Annotated in this window: 18 protein-coding genes; 17 read left to right on the plus strand and 1 reads right to left on the minus strand. The window is 48.4% G+C overall.

Annotated elements, in window-relative coordinates; translation table 11 throughout:
- Nucleotides 1-25: 25 nt before the first annotated feature.
- The 13 genes from EV211_RS06710 (at nucleotide 26) to EV211_RS06770 (ending at nucleotide 12941) form a co-directional block, all read left to right on the plus strand.
- Nucleotides 26-328: a hypothetical protein gene (locus EV211_RS06710; protein ID WP_133528658.1), complete on the plus strand. Its 303-nt coding sequence runs from the start codon at nucleotides 26-28 to the stop codon at nucleotides 326-328.
- Complete coding sequence (locus EV211_RS06715; protein ID WP_133528659.1) at nucleotides 325-1050, plus strand: ABC transporter ATP-binding protein; 726 nt, start codon at nucleotides 325-327, stop codon at nucleotides 1048-1050. The genes EV211_RS06710 and EV211_RS06715 overlap by 4 nt, the downstream gene beginning before the upstream one ends.
- Nucleotides 1040-2146 (plus strand): ABC transporter permease, encoded by a 1107-nt coding sequence (locus tag EV211_RS06720; RefSeq protein WP_166635394.1) that lies wholly within the window; start codon nucleotides 1040-1042, stop codon nucleotides 2144-2146. Before EV211_RS06715 ends, EV211_RS06720 begins: the two co-directional genes overlap by 11 nt.
- 99 nt (nucleotides 2147-2245) lie before the next feature.
- Complete coding sequence (locus EV211_RS06725) at nucleotides 2246-3418, plus strand: GGDEF domain-containing protein (RefSeq protein ID WP_133528661.1); 1173 nt, start codon at nucleotides 2246-2248, stop codon at nucleotides 3416-3418.
- Nucleotides 3419-3514: 96 nt separating this feature from the next.
- The gene (locus tag EV211_RS06730; RefSeq protein WP_133528662.1) at nucleotides 3515-4090 is read left to right on the plus strand and encodes a biotin transporter BioY; all 576 of its coding nucleotides are present in this window, start codon (nucleotides 3515-3517) and stop codon (nucleotides 4088-4090) included.
- Between the two features lie 83 nt (nucleotides 4091-4173).
- A complete protein-coding gene (locus EV211_RS06735; RefSeq protein ID WP_133528663.1) occupies nucleotides 4174-5448 on the plus strand; it encodes an L-cysteine desulfidase family protein in 1275 nt (424 codons plus the stop codon).
- Nucleotides 5449-5503: 55 nt separating this feature from the next.
- Nucleotides 5504-6913, plus strand: a complete 1410-nt coding sequence (locus EV211_RS06740; RefSeq protein WP_133528664.1) for a PAS domain-containing protein — start codon at nucleotides 5504-5506, stop codon at nucleotides 6911-6913.
- 24 nt (nucleotides 6914-6937) lie between these two features.
- On the plus strand, nucleotides 6938-8134 hold the full coding sequence (locus EV211_RS06745; RefSeq protein WP_133528665.1) for an ATP-binding response regulator: 1197 nt from the start codon (nucleotides 6938-6940) through the stop codon (nucleotides 8132-8134).
- A gap of 26 nt (nucleotides 8135-8160) precedes the next feature.
- On the plus strand, nucleotides 8161-9426 hold the full coding sequence (locus EV211_RS06750) for a dynamin family protein (RefSeq protein ID WP_133528666.1): 1266 nt from the start codon (nucleotides 8161-8163) through the stop codon (nucleotides 9424-9426).
- A gap of 3 nt (nucleotides 9427-9429) precedes the next feature.
- Entirely contained in the window at nucleotides 9430-9984 is a 555-nt protein-coding gene (locus EV211_RS06755) for a TetR-like C-terminal domain-containing protein (RefSeq protein ID WP_133528667.1), read from the plus strand.
- Between the two features lie 131 nt (nucleotides 9985-10115).
- A complete protein-coding gene (locus tag EV211_RS06760) occupies nucleotides 10116-11174 on the plus strand; it encodes a radical SAM/SPASM domain-containing protein (RefSeq protein ID WP_133528668.1) in 1059 nt (352 codons plus the stop codon).
- A gap of 1 nt (nucleotide 11175) precedes the next feature.
- Nucleotides 11176-12102, plus strand: coding sequence for an alpha/beta hydrolase (locus EV211_RS06765; protein WP_133528669.1), 927 nt, complete (start codon nucleotides 11176-11178; stop codon nucleotides 12100-12102).
- Nucleotides 12099-12941 carry a DUF2812 domain-containing protein gene (locus EV211_RS06770; RefSeq protein ID WP_133528670.1) on the plus strand — a complete coding sequence of 281 codons (843 nt, stop codon included), beginning with the start codon at nucleotides 12099-12101 and terminating at the stop codon, nucleotides 12939-12941. Before EV211_RS06765 ends, EV211_RS06770 begins: the two co-directional genes overlap by 4 nt.
- On the opposite strand, the gene EV211_RS06775 is transcribed toward EV211_RS06770, so the two are convergent.
- On the minus strand, nucleotides 12938-13348 hold the full coding sequence (locus EV211_RS06775; RefSeq protein WP_133528671.1) for a C-GCAxxG-C-C family protein: 411 nt from the start codon (nucleotides 13346-13348) through the stop codon (nucleotides 12938-12940). The genes EV211_RS06770 and EV211_RS06775 overlap by 4 nt on opposite strands.
- A gap of 86 nt (nucleotides 13349-13434) precedes the next feature.
- On the opposite strand from EV211_RS06775, the gene EV211_RS06780 reads away from it, so the two are divergent.
- The 4 genes from EV211_RS06780 to EV211_RS06795 all read left to right on the plus strand — a co-directional run bounded on the left by EV211_RS06780 (nucleotide 13435) and on the right by EV211_RS06795 (nucleotide 18471).
- Nucleotides 13435-14550, plus strand: coding sequence for a HutD/Ves family protein (locus EV211_RS06780; RefSeq protein WP_133528672.1), 1116 nt, complete (start codon nucleotides 13435-13437; stop codon nucleotides 14548-14550).
- 215 nt (nucleotides 14551-14765) lie between these two features.
- Nucleotides 14766-16370 (plus strand): CTP synthase, encoded by a 1605-nt coding sequence (locus EV211_RS06785; RefSeq protein ID WP_133528673.1) that lies wholly within the window; start codon nucleotides 14766-14768, stop codon nucleotides 16368-16370.
- A gap of 74 nt (nucleotides 16371-16444) precedes the next feature.
- Nucleotides 16445-17122 carry a response regulator gene (locus EV211_RS06790; protein WP_133528674.1) on the plus strand — a complete coding sequence of 226 codons (678 nt, stop codon included), beginning with the start codon at nucleotides 16445-16447 and terminating at the stop codon, nucleotides 17120-17122.
- Nucleotides 17122-18471 (plus strand): sensor histidine kinase, encoded by a 1350-nt coding sequence (locus EV211_RS06795; RefSeq protein ID WP_133528675.1) that lies wholly within the window; start codon nucleotides 17122-17124, stop codon nucleotides 18469-18471. The genes EV211_RS06790 and EV211_RS06795 overlap by 1 nt, the downstream gene beginning before the upstream one ends.
- Nucleotides 18472-18473 lie beyond the last annotated feature (2 nt).

Raw genomic sequence — 18473 nt, forward strand, 5'->3', positions numbered from 1 at the left:
CAATGTGGGGCCATGAGGAGAACCGGTGGTTTTCTTAAGAGAGTTACTGGAGCGGATCATAGATCCGCTCTGGGGCTCCTACTGTGAAATATTCAGTATCCTCCCAACCGACAATTCGACTGGAATTGTCTGTTTATTTTTCACAGGAATTAATGTATTATTATCATATACCAACACAGTGTCGGTTGCAATAGGCTGTCTGAATTCGACGAAAGCAGTTGAAAACAGACGAAAGCAGACGAAATCAGACGAAAGCAGTCGAAAGTCGTCGTGTGGCGGCATAATTCAGAAAGCCGACAGAATCGACAAGAAAGCGGAGCAAACATGAACAGCATAGAATTAAAAAACGTAAGTCAATCATATAAGAAGAGCCGGGTCCTCCACAGCGTGGACCTGACCTTGGGGCGGGGCGAGATCTTCGGACTCCTGGGGCCCTCCGGCTGCGGCAAGACCACAACCGTGAAAGCCATAGCCGGACTTTTGTGCCCGGAAGAAGGCACCGTGCAGGTCCTGGGAAAGAAAATGCCGGACCTGTCCATAATGGGCCGCATAGGATACATGGCCCAGGCAGCAGCTTTGTACCCGACCCTGACCGCCATGGAAAACCTGCGGTTCTTCGGCAAACTGTATAAACTGTCTAAAGACGATCTGACCGCCAGGATCAGACACGTGACCGGCATCGTCGGCCTGGGCGACGAACTTGACAAGAAAGTTTCAGCCTATTCCGGCGGCATGATGCAGAGACTGTCACTGGCCATAGCCCTGCTTCCCGATCCGGAAGTTTTGATCCTCGACGAGCCTACCGTAGGCATCGACCCGGTCCTCAGAGCCGAGATCTGGCGGGAACTCAGAATGATAGCCGAAGGCGGCGCCACTATCCTCATAACCACCCACGTTATGGACGAGGCCGCCAAGTGCAATCGCCTGGCCATGATGCGCGAGGGCAGGATCATTGCCACGGGTACCCCGGACGAACTTGTGAAAAACTCAGGAAAGGCGTCTATCGAAGAGGCCTTCATTTACTATGGAGGTGGCAGCCATGAGAATTAAGGCAATAGCAGGCAGAATCATAAATCAGCTGCGTCATGACAAGAGGACAATGGCCCTGGTGCTTTTGGCGCCAATAATCGTTCTGACCCTCGTGTACCTTGTCTTCGATGCGGCCAACGACGCCTACACCATATCAGTAATAAAGGTGCCGAAAGCCGTGATCCAGGAAATCAAGTCCAACGATGATTACGACATGACAGTCCAGCGGGACAGCAAGGCCGAAGCCATAGACGCCGTCAGGTCTCAGAAAGCCATCGCGGCTGTCAGCGTCAACAGCGACTGCAGCAAAGTGAAAATCTATGTGGACGGCAGCAATGCCTCCGACGCCAAGAAGGTCCGGGGCGTCATCGAACAAAGCGTAGGGCAGGTGGTCAAGGATGATGCCAAGGCGGCTATGGAAGATGTGAAGGATGAGATGGCGGCTAATCCTATGGCACCGAAGGTGGACCTGGATTACGTGGAACCGGACGTTACTACAGACTATATTTACGGACAGGAAGACGGTTCCTTTTTCGATGATTACGGAGCGCCACTTATTGGTATAATCATATTCTTCTTCGTATTTCTCATTGCGGGGATAAATTTCCTCAATGAAAGGAAGGACGGGACATTGGAGCGGATATTGTCTACGCCTACTAAGAGAGGGGAGATAATCTCCGGTTATGTGCTGGGCTTCGGCAGTCTGGCCATAATGCAGACAATTATAGTCAGCCTTTTCGTAGTGTACGTACTGGGCATGATCATGCACGGCAATATTCTGCTGGTGCTGCTGGTGAACCTGCTGACTGCTCTTTGCGCCCTTACACTTGGCATGCTTATGTCAACCCTGGCATCAAGCGAATTCCAGATGATCCAGTTCATCCCCGTCATAATACTCCCACAGGTGTTCCTTTGCGGCCTGTTCAAACTCACCGGCATATGGGATGTGCTGGGACATTGTGTGCCTCTTTACTATACGACAGACGCCCTGACTGACGTCATGGTAAGGGGCTGCGGCATCGACGACATCTGGCTGGATCTCATAGTGATCGGCGGCTGCGCCCTGTTGTTCATGGCTATGAATGCGGCCTTCCTGAAGAGGCAGAGGAGCGTCTGAAAAAACCGTTGAACGACCTGTATAAAGTTCATAATTGTTTTGCAAATATGACTGAATTGTGGTACTATTTTTCTATAAAGAAGAGTAGGAGGTGCTGCAGTGTATTCGCATATATTATATTTCGAATTAAATGCCCTGTGTATCCTTATACTTGCATTCCTGACATACAGGCTCAGCGTTACTATGTACAAGCAGAAGGCCAACATAGATTTCAGGAATGCCATGCTGGCTGTCATGGCCATTATGGCTCTGGAGATCGTCTGGAGCCTCATTGACGGCAAACCGGGAGTCCAATGGTTAGTCATAAACTATATCGTTGATATCCTGGATTTCATTATGTGTTCCGTCGTTCCCCTCTTATGGTTGAAATTTGTAGTAAGCAAGCTCGCTTTCAAGATCGAACTCGAGATCAGAGGTAAGGCATTACTGTCGTTGCCGATTGTTATAGTAATTGTGTTGTCGCTGGTGAGCATCAAGACGGGATGGGTATTCACCATAAGCGCTGCTAATGTTTATGAACGTGGGCCCATCAACGGAGCGGTATTCACCTGCGCTCTCATATACATGATCTTGGCTTTTGCGCTGGTCATATTCAGACTTGCCAACGCCAGAGGAAGTGAAGATAAGAGAAAGTCTGTATTCATGACGACATTTTTCTTCCTGCCTGTTGTAGGCGTCATATTAAGCAGCATCTATCCGAGTCTGCCGGCTACATGGCCACTGGCAACAGTGTCTCTGCTGATGATATTCGTTACGAGTATGGAAGCGGAAGTATCTACAGACGGCCTGACAGGACTCAATAACAGGAGGCAGTTCGATAAGAGACTGAACGATATGGTCAAGGTAAACAGTTCCGACGGTAACCTGTATCTTTTCCTAATGGATATAAATCATTTCAAAGATATCAATGATGGCTTCGGTCATTATGAAGGGGACAGAGCCCTGGTAAGGACGGCTAAGATACTGAAGAAATCAATAGCCAAATCCAACCTGTTTCTGGCCCGTTACGGCGGCGATGAATTCGCTATACTTGGATTCATTGACGGCATGATAGAGGCAGAAGCCCTGAAGGCCCGCATCCAGAGACGTTTCGCCGATAATAACGTGGCCATCGCCAAGGAATATGATATCAATCTCGGTATAGGCTATTACGAGTTCGGAGATGGTCATGCTGAGACTATACAGGAACTCATTTCCGGGGCCGATAAGAACCTTTACGATGACAAGGCGAGACAGGACAGCGTTATTTTCCGCCCGGGAATGAGCAAGTAAATTCACTATTGACATAGCACCACCAAGCGTATATAATCATTGTTAACCTAATTAATAATTTAGGATGACAATGATTAATTTTAATTTGGAGGCATTATGAGAAACAGAACACATTATTTGATTTTAACAGCATTATTCACGGCCCTCACAGCAGTGGGAGCTTTCATTAAGATACCTGTTGGGCCTACGCCCATTTCCCTGCAGCTATTCTTCATAGTTTTGGCGGGTGTCCTTCTAGGGCCATGGTACGGGTGTCTTTCACAGATACTCTATGTAGGTCTCGGCCTGGTTGGAGTTCCTATCTTCACCAGCGGCGGCGGATTCTCTTACATTTTCAATCCGAGCTTCGGCTATCTGCTGGGATTCATTCTGGTACCGATCATCGTCGGACTTCTGACACGGAAATTCGGCAGCAGCAAGTTCCTGCCGATCTTCCTCAGCTGCATCGTGGCTGTGCTGGTAGACTACTGCATCGGCGTGCCGTACATGTATATGATCCTGCATCAGGTCATGAACGTTGACATTTCCATAGCCAAGACATTCCTGACAGGCTTCGTTATTTTCATTCCGGGAGATCTGCTGAAGTGCATCCTGGCCGGCTATCTGGGCAAAGTGCTGGCTCCTGCTCTCAGACATACTATTCCGTCCCCGGGCGCAAAGGAAGCCGCATAAGGTTTAGGCTTTATTTAACAAAAAAATGATGATATAATGTTCCTTACAGAGCCGAGGCCGGAAGGCCGGGCGGGGAGGGACAAATGAAGAAAACTGATGAACTATACCAGACATATCTGGACATATTGGAAAAAGAATTGCTGACGGCCATGGGTTGCACAGAACCTATTGCCGTCTCTTTTTGTGCGGCTAAGGCCAGGGAGATCCTGGGCAAAACGCCGGACAGGGTTCTGGCTCAGGTCAGCGGCAATATAATCAAAAACGTGAAGAGCGTCATAGTGCCTAATACCGATGGGGCCAAAGGCATAGAGACAGCCGTGGCCATCGGCATTGCCGGGGGAGACCCGGACCGTGAGCTGGAGGTCATCTCCAACGTAACGCCGGCACAAAAAGACTGGATGAGAGAATTTTTGTCCCGGGGTGTGATCAAGGTGGAACCTTTGGAGAGCAAATATCCCCTGGACATTATGATCACGGTCTTCGGCGATGATGAAAGCGCCATGGTCCACATAGTCAACGACCACACCAATATCGTTGACATGGAGAAAAACGGCGTGAACATAGAGCATCATGACATTGAAGGCGCCAAGAGCGACGAGCATGACGAATACATGAGGCTGAACATGGAGGCTATCTACGAATTCGCGGAGACCTGTGACCTAGAGGATGTGAAGCCGATGCTGGACAGACAGATCGAGTGTAATTCGGCTATTTCCAGAGAGGGAATGGAAGGAAACTACGGAGCCAACATCGGAAAGGTCATCGACGCGGAATACGGCAAAGATATCCGTGGCAGGGCCAAGGCTATGGCGGCTGCAGGTTCCGACGCCAGAATGAATGGCTGCGAACTGCCGGTTGTCATCAATTCGGGGAGCGGCAATCAGGGACTTACGGTTTCCATGCCGCTTATAGCCTACGCAAGAGAGTTGAATTCTCCTAAGGAAAAGCTATACAGGGCGTTACTTATATCCAATCTGTCGGCTATACATCTGAAGACGGAGATCGGAAGACTGTCAGCCTATTGCGGAGCAGTGAGCGCGGGAGCCAGCGCGGGAGCCGGCATCGCCTATCTGAAGGGCGGAGATCTGACGACTATATCCCACACTATCGTCAACGCTCTTGCCATTACCTCGGGAATAATATGCGATGGGGCCAAGGCCTCCTGCGCAGCCAAGATCGCCATCTCAGTAGAGGCCGGCATAGTCGGATATGAAATGTATGAGAACGGCCAGCAGTTTTACGGCGGTGACGGCATAATTTCCAAGGGCATAGAGAACACCATAAGGAACATCGGACGCCTTGGAAGCGAGGGCATGTACGAGACGGATAAAGAAATAATCAGGATCATGTGCGACTGATCAGGCCTGCAATTAAATGAGTTTGATTATTCCCTGTACTATGTTAGAATAAGGTATGGATAAGAAATACAGTTTCAACAGAATAGGAGACCTTATTGATGACAATGCCAATAAGGTCCATCAGGTGAACCGGAAGTTCCTGAGCGGGGTGGCGCTCATGGAGGCTCTGGTTTCCTGCGCCATGACGGTCATATATGCGTTGATGGGTATCGATGGACATTTCTATATGTATATGGCCTTTTGTCTGGTCTGCGTAGTTCTGTATTTACTGATAAGATACGAGTTGCCGAAGAGCAAACCCTGGAGTATATTGCCCCTGGGATATGCTTTCCTGACTGCTGAAATGCTCATGGCCATGTTTGTGGATATGAGCACAGGTAATGAGCAGAATTCCATAGCTATGATCATAACCGTTCTGACGGCGCCTGTCATAATGATCGACAAGCCTCTTAGAATGGGATCATTTCTGACGGGCATAGCAGTCATATATATCATTGCGGCCCATCAGTATATGGATCCGGCCACTATGTTCGATTCTGAGGCTGATGTAGTGATCGCCGCTGTTATCGGCATATTCTTAGGCTGGTTTCTTGCTTATGTGAGAGTCGGATATCTGAACAATCTGCGCATCGTTCAGAAACAGGAAAAGGTACTGGAAGAAAGCGACGCCAAGTTCTCGGAGGTCATTCACATCGCAAGGACTGCAGTGTGGGATTACGATATCAGGAAGAAACAGTTCATACTGCCGCCGGGTTCTGCTTATGATTTCTCCCTGGAGTATTATGGGCTGGAGGACAGAGTAATAGACGATGTGCCGAGGGCTTTCCTTCCGCACTGCGTCACTAAGGAAGACGAGAAGAAGCTCATAGCCATCTATGGAAAACTAACCAGCGGAGTAGAGCAGATAAGCGATACTGTCTGGTTCAGGAACAGCCCTGACAGCGAGCCTCGCTGCGATCTCATAACACTGCGGACTATTTTCAACGATGAGGGTGAACCTGTAAGCGCCAGATGTCTGGCTCAGGATATTACCTACAGAATGAAGCAGAACCAGTTGGAACTTATAGAAAAGATGGCTGAACAGACGGAAGATATAATGAATTCCGTTCCCTGCGGTATCTGCGTCATATATATGTATTCCGAACATGATGTCAAGCGCGCATACTCCAATGAGACTATGTACAGATTGTTGCGCTACAGCGAAGACGAGATCAAAGCTGTAATGGAAGAAAAGAACAGGAAGGGCCCGGGACTGATAGAAGAGGATTTCCTTGACATTTTCCAGGGAATACACCCTGATGATATGAACAAGTTCAGGGAGGCCTTTGAAGAAGGATATAACACAACGAAGTTTGAAGTGAATAATTTCAGAAACATTTGTAACGATGGCACATACATACGCCTTTCCGGAGAGTTCATATATAAGGAGACCAGGAACGGAGCCAGAGTTTACTATGGCGCCTAACGCGATGTAACGGCCGAGGCCGGCATGAAGAAGCTTCTGACGGATCAGCTGGACAGAGAGATAGTCCTGCGTAAGGAAGCCAATAAGGCCAATGAAATGAAGACGGAATTTCTATCCAACGTGAGTCACGACATGAGAACTCCGCTGAACGCCATACTGGGATATACGGATATGGCTTTGAAAACGGATTCAGCCGAGACTACCAGAGATTACCTGCAGAAAATATCCAAGGCAGGCAACACTTTGCTGTCTCTGATCAGTGACACTCTGGACCTTCAGAGAATAGAAAACGGCCGGGTGCATATAGCCCTGGCGCCTGTCAGCGTAGAGAGCATTATCAAGACGGTAGTTGCCTCGGTTCAGCCTGTTATAGAGCAGAAGAATATTACATTCAATGTTGATTACGATCCTGAAAGTCTGGTGCCGGTAGTAACAGATGCGGCCAAGCTTCAGGAGGTCATAATAAACCTCATGTCCAATGCGACTAAATTCACCCAGAAGGGCGGCCAGATCGACTTTATTATAAGAACATCCGGCCTTACTGATCAGAGCGTGATCTATGACTTCATTGTCAGAGACAACGGCGTGGGCATCAGCGAGGGATTCATGCCTAAGATATTCGAACCTTTCAGCCAGGAACGTTCGCGAGAGACAGCTGAAATAGGCGGTTCGGGTCTGGGCCTTTCCATAGTTGACAGATTGGTAAGACTTATGGGCGGAAGTATAAGCGTGGAAAGTGAACTGGGTGAAGGTACCGAATTTGTGGTACATATGGATATGGAACGAGCCGATGACCTTGTGAAAGAGGAGAGTGCGGATAAAGCTGTAATAACCAATATGAAGGGTAGACGGATCCTTATCTGCGAGGATAATTCCATGAATATGGAGATAGCTATATCCATATTAAGCGGTGCGGGGCTGGAGGCTGAACAGGCCTCTAACGGCAAGATGGGCCTGGAGAAATTCGAGGCTTCTGCTCCGGATTATTATGATGCCATACTCATGGATCTGAGGATGCCTGTAATGGATGGCTATAAGGCCGCGGAGAAAATCAGAGCCTGTGACCATCCGAAGGCTAAGACCATACCTATAATCGCTATGTCGGCAGACGCCTACGAGAGCGATGTTAAGAAATGTCTGGAGGCCGGCATGAACGCCCATGTCTCCAAACCTATACATGCAGATAGATTTCTTGAGAAATTATCAAAGTACATATATTAGACAGGAAGCGAGAGGAGAACAACTGAATGCTATCAAAGCCGATTAAAGAAATGACCATACTTGAGAAGACTAACATGGCCTATGATCTTATGAAGGATGATGACGCCGTCAAGGGCCAGGCAGCCCAGGTGGAGACCCTTCTGGAAAAATTGAAAAGTGAGGATATCACAGTAGCCGTCATCGGCCAGTTCAAGCGCGGTAAGAGCGCTCTGGCAAACAGGATACTCGGAGACGACGTGCTGCCTGTAGGCATAGTCCCTATAACTTCAGCCGTGACCAAGGTCAGATACGGCAAGCGCCAGGCCGAGGTCCATTATGAAAACGGAGTAGTCGAACCTGTTGAATTCGAAAGGCTCCACGAGTTCATAAGCGAGCAGGAAAACAGCAACAATGAGCTGGGCGTACAGTCTGTGGAACTAAAGACTCCGTCTAAGTTTTTGAAAAACGGCCTGACCTTCGTGGACACGCCGGGGGTTGGCTCGTACCACAAAAATAACACTGAGGTGGCTTACGAACACATGAAGGAAAGCGACGCTGTCATATTCCTTTTGAGCGTAGACAGCCCCATCAATCAGATAGAGATAGACTTCCTTAAAAATACCAAGGAGTTCGCCGCCAAGTTTTACTTTGCTGTAAACAAAATAGACGTAGTCAGCGAGGCGGAACTGAAGGCCTACACGGACTACTGCGGCATGCTTCTTAAGCAGCTCATGGGCAAAGATGACGTGAGGCTGTTCCCGGTCAGCGCCAAAACCGGCCAGGGCATAGACGATCTGAAGGACGCCGTGCTGCGGGACTGCAAGAAGAACACCAGAGAGATAATGGAAGCCTCCACGGCCAAGAAACTGGCAGACGTCATTAACAGCGCCGCCACTCAGCTTGATTTCTACTGGTCGGCCATGAACCTTGAGTATAAGGAGCTGGACAAGAGATTCGCCGCCATCAACAAGACCCTTGAAGATGTCAGAAGCAAGGCAGATGCCTGCGAAGGGAACTTCGATGTGCATCTCAACGAGTATAAACTTATGCTCTCCGAGACGGTCAAGGACCTCTTCGGCATGGAGTATCATTATGAGATAGACACAGTCAGATACGGTGTCATCGACATGGACAGGGAGGACTTCCTGAAAAACGTCGACGACCTGTGCGATGATCTGACCAAGACCCTGGACAGGATACTTTTGTACAGGGAAGAGAATGCTTACACCGTTTGTCACAGGATAAACGCAATCAACAGACTCAGCCGCAACCTCAGGCGCATACGTGACAGCCTGACCGGAGAAAGGAGGTAGCCTATGTCGCTTCTCACAGAGAAGGCTTTAGCTGCATCGCTGAAAAAACTACTGGAAAAGAAAACCCTGGACAAGATAACTGTTAAAGACATCACTGATGACTGTGGTGTTAACAGGCAGACTTTCTATTACCATTTTCACGATGTTTACGACCTTGTTGAATGGATATTCGTTCAGCAGGCTCAGAAATACATGTACGACGAGATAAATACCAAGAACTGGCGGGAGGTCATATCCGACATAATGGAGGGGCTCCTTGAGGACAAGGCGTTTATAATGAATGCCTACTATTCATTAAACCGCAGGCAGCTGGAGCAGTTTATGCAAAAGTTAGCCAGGCCGGCGATTCTTGATCTGGTGGTAAAGGCTGCCGACGGCAGAAATATCCGCCAGGAGGACATCGATTTCGTCGCAGACATATTCACCTTCGGGTTGGTCGGCATACTGACCGAATGGGTAGCCGGAGGCATGGATCCGATCATAAAGGATAAGATGGATAAGTTCTTCGTCATAGTTGACGGAACTCTGGAAATAACACTGGACAAGTTTTCCAGGTAATTTATCGGAATTTTGTTTGGACAAAGTGTGGGCCCTGTAAAGATTTAAGGCAGTGGGTTTCCATTGTCTATTGTGTTTACAAGGCCGTTCAAATACGATAGTGTAAATAAGACTGTAGAGGAGTAATATTAATGAGCTACGTAGGAAATGAAATCAAAAAGCTTGGATTGATGAAGGCTTATGATTTTTTGGATAAAGATCCTGAGGCGAACCTGCCGAAGCTGGTCGACTGGTTTGACGATTATGTCGGTGACGACGTTCTGCCGACACAGAGGGAATTGTTCCGCAGTATAGTAACAGAGAAGAATTCCAACTGGTACAGGCTGCTTGTGAGCCTTTGGAGCGATATAGATGATGAGGTAAGGAAGACTCTCTTCGAGAATCTTATCATCAACGCAAACGCTTTGGCTGCGCCTAAGGCAAAGGCAAGCCGCGAGAAGTACGGATGTAATATCCCATGGGCAATTTCTATGGGCCTTGGAGACGACGGTTCCGGAGAGTGCATGACCTTCGATGACTGGGACAATGTAATTATGCAGGCCAAGGAACTGGGCACTTTCATGTTCATATTCGAAGGCGGAGAGCCCTTGGATTTCCAAGAGGAAATAATCGCCCTGTGCAACAAGCACTACGACTGTGAATTTATGATATTCACCGAAGGCACCAAGATCACTGAAGAATTCGCAGACGAGATGCTGCGGGTGAAAAACCTGATCGTATCAGTGCAGGTAGTAGGTACCGGCGAAGACAAGAAACTTATAGAATCAGCCGAGATCCTTCGCAGGAAGAAACTGCCATATGCTGCATTTTGTTTCTACGATGAGAAAAACCAGGAGAACTTCGCCAACGAGATGTACTTCGACGTCATGATAGAGAACGGCGTCAAGCTTTGTCTGCTGTTTTCTTCTATGGAAGAAGACGGAGATCTGGTCTATGAGAAGATAAAGGAATACAGAAAGACCAAACCTGTAGTTACTATTAATTTCTGTAAGGATAAGGATATTATCGGCGGCTGTGTAGCCGGCGGCAAATATTTCTGCAGTATAGATCCCAAGGGGAATGTGGAGCCGTGCTTCTTTATACATGAAACTGACACTAACCTGAAGAAAAGCACTCTGCTGGAAGCCCTGCAGGCGCCTCTGTTCATGAAGTATCATGATGAAGAGGTCCCTTGCAACGCGGAGATGTAAGATGAATGCTATAGGAATAATACTGATAATACTGGCAGTGCTGGTAGTAATAGTTTTCCTGGTAGGAAACCTGTTGTATGACCTGGCACTGAACCCTAAGAGCGACAAGAGCAAGGTCTTCGGCAACGCCGGATTCGAATTCGAGGTGGACAGACCTGACGATATATTCAAGACAGTACCGCCTGAGGATGCATATATAGAATCTGACGACGGACTGAAGCTCCACGCCCTGATAGTGAAGCAGCCTGAAGAGGCTCACTCGGAGAAGTGGGTCATCGGTATCCACGGATATCTGGGCGAGGCTAAGGAAATGGGCTGGCGGAACGCTGAGTTCTATCATCACGGCTACAACTGTATTTTCCCTGACGACAGGGGCCACGGCGGTAGTGAAGGCGACTACATCGGCATGGGCTGGGACGATCGTATGGACATCCTCAAGTGGATGGCCTACATCAACGATACCTACCCATGCAGCGAGATCATTATGTTCGGCATCTCCATGGGAGGCGGCGCCGTAATGATGACTGCAGGGGAAGCCCTGCCATATAATCTGAAAGCGATAATCGAGGACTGCGGTTATACCTCTGTAAAGGACGAATTTATTTTTGAAGGAAAAAGCATGTTCCATATTCCATATTTTCCGCTGGTTGCAGCTGCCAACCTTATCTGCAAGTTCAGAGCCGGATACTTCTTCGGTGATGGTTCTTCAGTGAAGCAGCTGGCTAAGGCGACTGTACCTATGCTGTTCATCCACGGGGATTCGGATCACTTCGTTCCGTCATCTATGCTAGATGAAGTTTACGATGCGGCAGCCTGCCCTAAGGAAAAACTGGTAATAAAAGGAGCCGCCCACGCTAAGGCCATGGACACGGATCCGGAACTGTACTGGAAAACTATTTTTGATTTTATAGAAAAGTGGTGCAAATGAGTAGAGCAGACGCAATAACGAGAAACAACTATCAGTATTATGAAACTGATTCCATAAGAGACAACCTGGAAGCCATGGCAGCCAAGGGTTACATCCTCAGCGGCATGAACAGTTATGTATTTAAGTTCCGAAAATCCGACAAGGATCTTTCCAACGTAAGATACAGTGTCGTACATTATGAAGAGGCGGATAAGGCCAAGCTTAAGGAACAAAAGAAAAAAGAAGGGTGGAGATATGTCTGCAGAACCGGCGTGGTCTTCGTCTTTATTTCTGAAAGAGCCAATGCGAAAGAGGAAATCAAGGAACCGGCACATTACAATGAGGTGAAGGATATTAGAAGGCGCTTGTTTATCAACGCTTGGTCCATATGGGCGGTGGCCTGCGTCATTGTCTGCGCTGTGAGCATTTTCCTCCTGCGCGGCGAAATCAGTTTCAAGACTCCAGAGTACTCTTACGTGTTCTTCGTAGCCACGGGGCTCTTCATAACATTTATGATTTACTATATCGGTGAGCTGGGCGATTACGCAGCCTGGACCAAACTCAACGATCCTATAGCCATTGAAGGCGGGGAAATCGATTACGAGCGAACCTATCTGAAATCCACGTTCTTCATAATCGGAGACATATGCAGCGTGTTGACTCTGGCTTTCGCCGTACTCTACGGCATATATGCTATAGTCATAGGAACGGCAGGGCATATGTCGCTATTTGTGCCTCTGTGCTGGCTGGTGCTGGTTCTCTATTTTACATTAGAAAAAGGGCGCGCAAAGGGTGCCGTACGTTATATCGGCTTTTGCAGCGCCATGTTATATATAGTTGCCGTAGCATTCCATTTCTAGTCTTTGATACCAAGAAGAAGTTCATCGAGAATACCTATGGAATCCTTGATGCAATCATCACAACTGCACAGAACAGGTCCACCGTCCATGCCCTTTATCTCGCGGCAGACGATGGACTTGTTTTTTCTTAAAAACTCGCCTGTAGCTCTGCGCATGAGATTGTAGCTTTCTCTCTTTGTTTTAGGATTGTCCAGATCACCGTCGGATGTCTTCATTCCGATGACCATGGCCATGCCGGAAACGGCGCCGCAGGTCCCTGCGGAACCCATGCCGAAACCGAAGGCCTCAGCCATTTTAAAAGCAGTGACCGGGTCGTAGCCCAGAACATTGCAATATGAGCACACTACGCACTGAGCGCAGTTGAAACCCTGCTTATGTAATTCCATTGAAAGTTCTTTTCTGTCCATTTCTATTGCCTCCGTAAAAAATTACTACAAGTATACATTAATTTTATGTAGTTTTCAAGACGGTCTCTTTATGGTATAATCGACCTATGGATTATAAAGTATTAAAGAATGAAGATTTCAATATTTCTAACTGGACGGGCGGTAAGACCCGCCAGCTGTCTATCTACCCTGCAGACGGAAGCTATCTGGACCGCACCTTCGTGTGGAGGCTCAGTTCAGCCACCTGCGACCTGGAGGAGTCCAACTTCTCCAAGCTGCCGGATTACGACAGGGTACTTGTGGTGCTGAAGGGGCAGGTAGTTCTTGCCCACGAGGATGTCAGGGCTGCCAGACTCAGCGAGCTGGAGCAGGACAGATTCTCCGGGGCATATAAGACCAAGAGCTTCGGCAAGATCACGGATTACAATCTTATGGTCAGAAAGGGCAATGAGGGATTTCTGGACGTCATAGATCTGACAGAGGAAGTCATGACCCCTGAGGTAGAATCATACCCGGCATTCCAGCTGGCCACCCAGGCATTTTTTGTGCGGGACGGCTACGCCACAGTGACCATCAACGGCAAGACCGTCATGGTACAGGAAGACCAGCAGCTTGTCATTAACTACGACCAGCGGGAGACCGTGAAGGTTTCCATTATGGGGCAGGGTCATGTAGTGCGCAGCCAGATATTCTACGATTATCAGGAGGGAGAATTCGGCCCTACCAAAGTGGAAGCGGAGAAGGCGTCCGCAAGCGACTTCAGCCAGTGTGTATTCATAGCCAATACTCAGTTCAGGTTTTCTAACTTTATCAGCAGGAAACTGAAGAAGGTCTGGTATGATGAGGAACTCCAGGCTGCTATAGATAAGGTGAACCACACATATATCACGGAGATAGTATTTTTCATAGGAGCGGCTGTATTGGCGACTGCAGGCTTCGAGAGATTCAGCTCGTTGGGATGGATAGTTGCCTTCGCAGCGTGGATCATTGCATTCTCCTGCTTCGTATCGCCGTTCATATTCATGATGTTCCTGCCTAAGCCAATAGCAGGGCACATTAAGGACATAAACAAACTTACTCCTTATGAACAGAAGGTGAGAGAACGGCAGATGGGCACCAACGAGCGGATCGACAAGATCATCGGCAGATACAAGTTCACAGGAACTGATGAATACGATGAACAGGGCAACCGCATAGACGATTACCATAAGAACAAATTCTGATAATTAATTTGGACGCAGGTGAAAAAACTTATGGATTTTTGCCTGCGTTTAGTGTATAATAGACCAGTAAATATTTATAGAAATTGCGCACATAATAAGGAAAAGATGGCGAGACGTGAGGTCGACGGGGTCTAATATATCCTTCTCACTAATCGAGGCTATCGTTGCCTTATTTTTTTTATTTTTGTTGTCGGGAAAAGAAGGGAGTAAAGACTATGAAGAAGTATATATTTGTTACAGGAGGCGTGATCTCAGGCCTCGGAAAGGGCATAACCGCCGCATCCCTGGGCAGACTGCTGAAAGCCCGCGGCCTGAAAGTGGCCTCGCAGAAGCTTGACCCATACATCAACATAGACCCGGGCACCATGAGCCCCTACCAGCACGGAGAAGTTTTTGTTACTGAAGACGGCGCCGAGACCGACCTGGACTTGGGCCACTACGAGAGGTTCATCGACGAAGACCTGAACAAGTACAGCAACCTTACTACGGGCAAGGTCTACTGGAACGTTTTGAACAAAGAGCGCCAGGGTGAGTACCTGGGCAGTACGGTACAGGTGATCCCGCACATTACCAACGAGATCAAATCGTTTATATATAATGTCGGCAAGACAAGCGACGCCGATGTCATAATCACCGAGATAGGCGGAACTGTCGGCGACATTGAAAGCCAGCCATTCTTGGAGGCTATCAGGCAGGTGTCACTGGAGGTGGGAAAGGAGAATTCTCTGTTTATCCATGTAACTCTGGTACCATATCTGAAAAGCTCCGGAGAGCACAAGTCCAAGCCGACTCAGCATTCCGTCAAGGAGCTTAGAACCCTGGGGATCGCTCCGGATATCATAGTCCTGAGAGCCAATGAAACCATAGACCAGGACATTCTCGACAAGATATCGCTGTTCTGCAATGTGAAGCCAGACTGCGTCATTCAGAACATCACTCTTCCGGTCCTTTACGAGGCGCCTGTCATGCTGGAGAAATCCAGGTTAAGCTGGATAGTTTGCAGGGAACTGAACATAGACGCGGGCCCTTGCGATATGACTGAGTGGAACGCCATGCTCAAGCGCATAGCAAACAGGAACAAAAATGTAACTATAGCCCTGGTGGGCAAGTATGTGAAACTCCACGACGCTTACCTGTCAGTGGCGGAGGCTCTTCGTCACGGAGGCTACGAGAATTCTGCCCATGTTGATATTAAATGGATAGAGGCAGAGGATGTTACGGCTGAGACGGTGGATGATCTCTTGAAGGATGTAGACGGGATTTTGGTTCCGGGTGGCTTCGGCGACAGAGGAATAGAAGGAAAGGTACTGGCGGCAGGCTACGCCCGTCAGCATGATGTGCCTTACTTGGGTATCTGCCTGGGCATGCAGATCGCCGTCATAGAGTTTGCCAGAAATGTTCTGGGACTGCAGGACGCCAGCTCAGGAGAATTCGACGAGAACAGCGAGCATAAAGTCATAGATCTGATGCCGGATCAGCAGGGAAATATACCTCTTGGCGGAACCATGCGTCTGGGCGCGTATCCGTGCAGGATCAAAGACGGCACTCTCATGAAGAGGGCTTACGGTCGCGAGGAAATAGCCGAGCGTCACCGCCACCGCTATGAATTCAACAACGACTACAGAGACGCCGTAACGGAGAAGGGCATGGCCATTTCCGGCACATCGCCTGACGGGAGACTGGTGGAGGCCGTAGAGATCCCCGACAGGAAATTCTTCGTGGCAGTCCAGTACCACCCGGAGTTCAAATCCAGACCAAACAACGCCCACCCTTTGTTCAGAGAGTTCATAAAGGCTGCAGTGGCTCAGTCTGAGATTTAACATAGATTTAACACATATATGCTGGCATTTCTAACACGTTCATAGTAAACTTAAGGCGTAGAAAGGAAATGACAATGATATATTTTGTTGAAGACGATAACAGCATAAGAGAACTGGTACTGTACACCTTGAACAATGCAGGGTATGAGACCAGAGGTTTCGATAAACCATCAGAATTCTGGCGTGTCATCAAGGATGAGACGCCTGATCTGATTCTGCTTGATATAATGTTGCCGGAGGAAAGCGGACTGGACATTCTGAAGAAGCTCAGGGCGGCCTCCAGGACCAAGAAGGTGCCTGTGATGATGCTTACGGCCAAGAGCACCGAGTATGATAAGGTCATCGGCCTGGATTACGGTGCAGATGATTATCTGCCTAAGCCTTTCGGTATGATGGAACTCATCGCCAGAGTCAGGGCCCTCCTTCGCAGAGCGGAGCCATCCGCCCGGGAGGAAGATCACAGAGTCGGAGACCTTTACGTATCTCCGGCCAAGCACATAGTGAAAGTTCAGGGTAAGGAAGTCATCCTTACATTTAAAGAATTTGAAATGTTGGATCTGCTTATCGAAAATATCGGGATAGTATTCACCAGAGATCAGCTCCTGACTAAGATCTGGGGCTATGCCTTCGACGGCGAGAGCAGGACGGTAGATGTTCACATAAGGTCTCTCCGCCAGAAACTGGGACCTTGCGGCAGTCTCATAGAGACAGTCCGCGGAATCGGTTACAGAATAGGAACAGGAGAAGAATAATGAGGAACAGGATATTCAGAGGTATTTTCTGCGTTGCCCTGGCCGTATGGCTGGCGTGTCTGGTCCTGGTCATCGGGGCCCTCTATACACAGTATTCGGAGAAATACAATAACAGCATTAAAAACGAGGCTTATATAGTCGCCCGGGCGGTGGATGTCAGTGGGGCGTCCTATTTCAAGGGCCTGAAGCTGCAGGAAAGCTACAGGATAACCTTGGTAAACGCTGATGGCAAAGTCCTCTACGATTCCGACGCCGACGTGGACACCATGGGCAATCATAAGAACAGGCCTGAGATAAAGGCCGCTATGAAGTCGGGCTATGGCTCTGACACCAGGTATTCGCATACACTGGCACAAAAAACAACTTATAGTGCCGTGCGTCTTGATAACGGCGGGGTCTTGAGAGTCTCCGAGACACAATTCACGGTTTTGACTCTGATATTATCCATGCTGCAGCCTATACTGGTTGTTTTGTTCCTGGCTATAATATTATCCTTTGTTCTCGCAATCAGGATCTCACGGAAAATCGTAGAGCCTATAAACGAGATAAATGTCGACGACCCGAGAGAGGGCGACGCCTACGAGGAACTTAAACCGCTGGTCAATAAGATCGCTCAGCAGAATCGCCAGCTGAATTCGCGTATAACTCAGTTGCAGGAGGATGTGGACGAGAAGACAAGGGAGTCAGAATTCAGGAAAGAATTCACTGCCAATGTATCCCACGAGTTGAAGACGCCGCTGACTTCCATTTCAGGATTCGCTGAGATCATGAAGAACGGCATAGTGAAAGAGGAAGACATTCAGGGATTCGCAGGCAAAATATACGATGAAGCTCAGCGACTTATAGTGCTGGTAGACGATATAATCAAATTGTCCCAACTGGACGAAAATCAGGTGACGGCGAAAAAGGAACGCCTGGATCTTTACGGCATCAGCGAGGATGTGCTCATGAGCCTGGAAAAGGCCGCTGAATCAAATGAGGTTCAGGTAAATCTCTATGGAGAACACGTATATGTCCAGGGAGTTTATCAAATATTGGAAGAAATAGTTTACAACCTATGTGATAATGGGATAAAATATAACAAGACAGGCGGCCAACTTGATGTTACAATAGGAAGTGCAGGGAACCGGCCGTATGTAAAAGTTGCCGATAATGGCATCGGGATACCTCAGTCAGATATCGACAGAGTATTCGAGCGCTTTTACAGAGTGAATAAGAGTCACTCCAAGGAAATTGGCGGCACCGGCCTGGGCCTTTCCATAGTTAAACATGGAGCAGCCTATCATAACGCTGACGTCACTATAGAGAGTCAGCTGGGCAAGGGGACAACTATCACCGTTCTTTTTTAGGA

The organism is Aminicella lysinilytica (genome assembly GCF_004362975.1).
Classification (GTDB): domain Bacteria; phylum Bacillota; class Clostridia; order Peptostreptococcales; family Anaerovoracaceae; genus Aminicella; species Aminicella lysinilytica.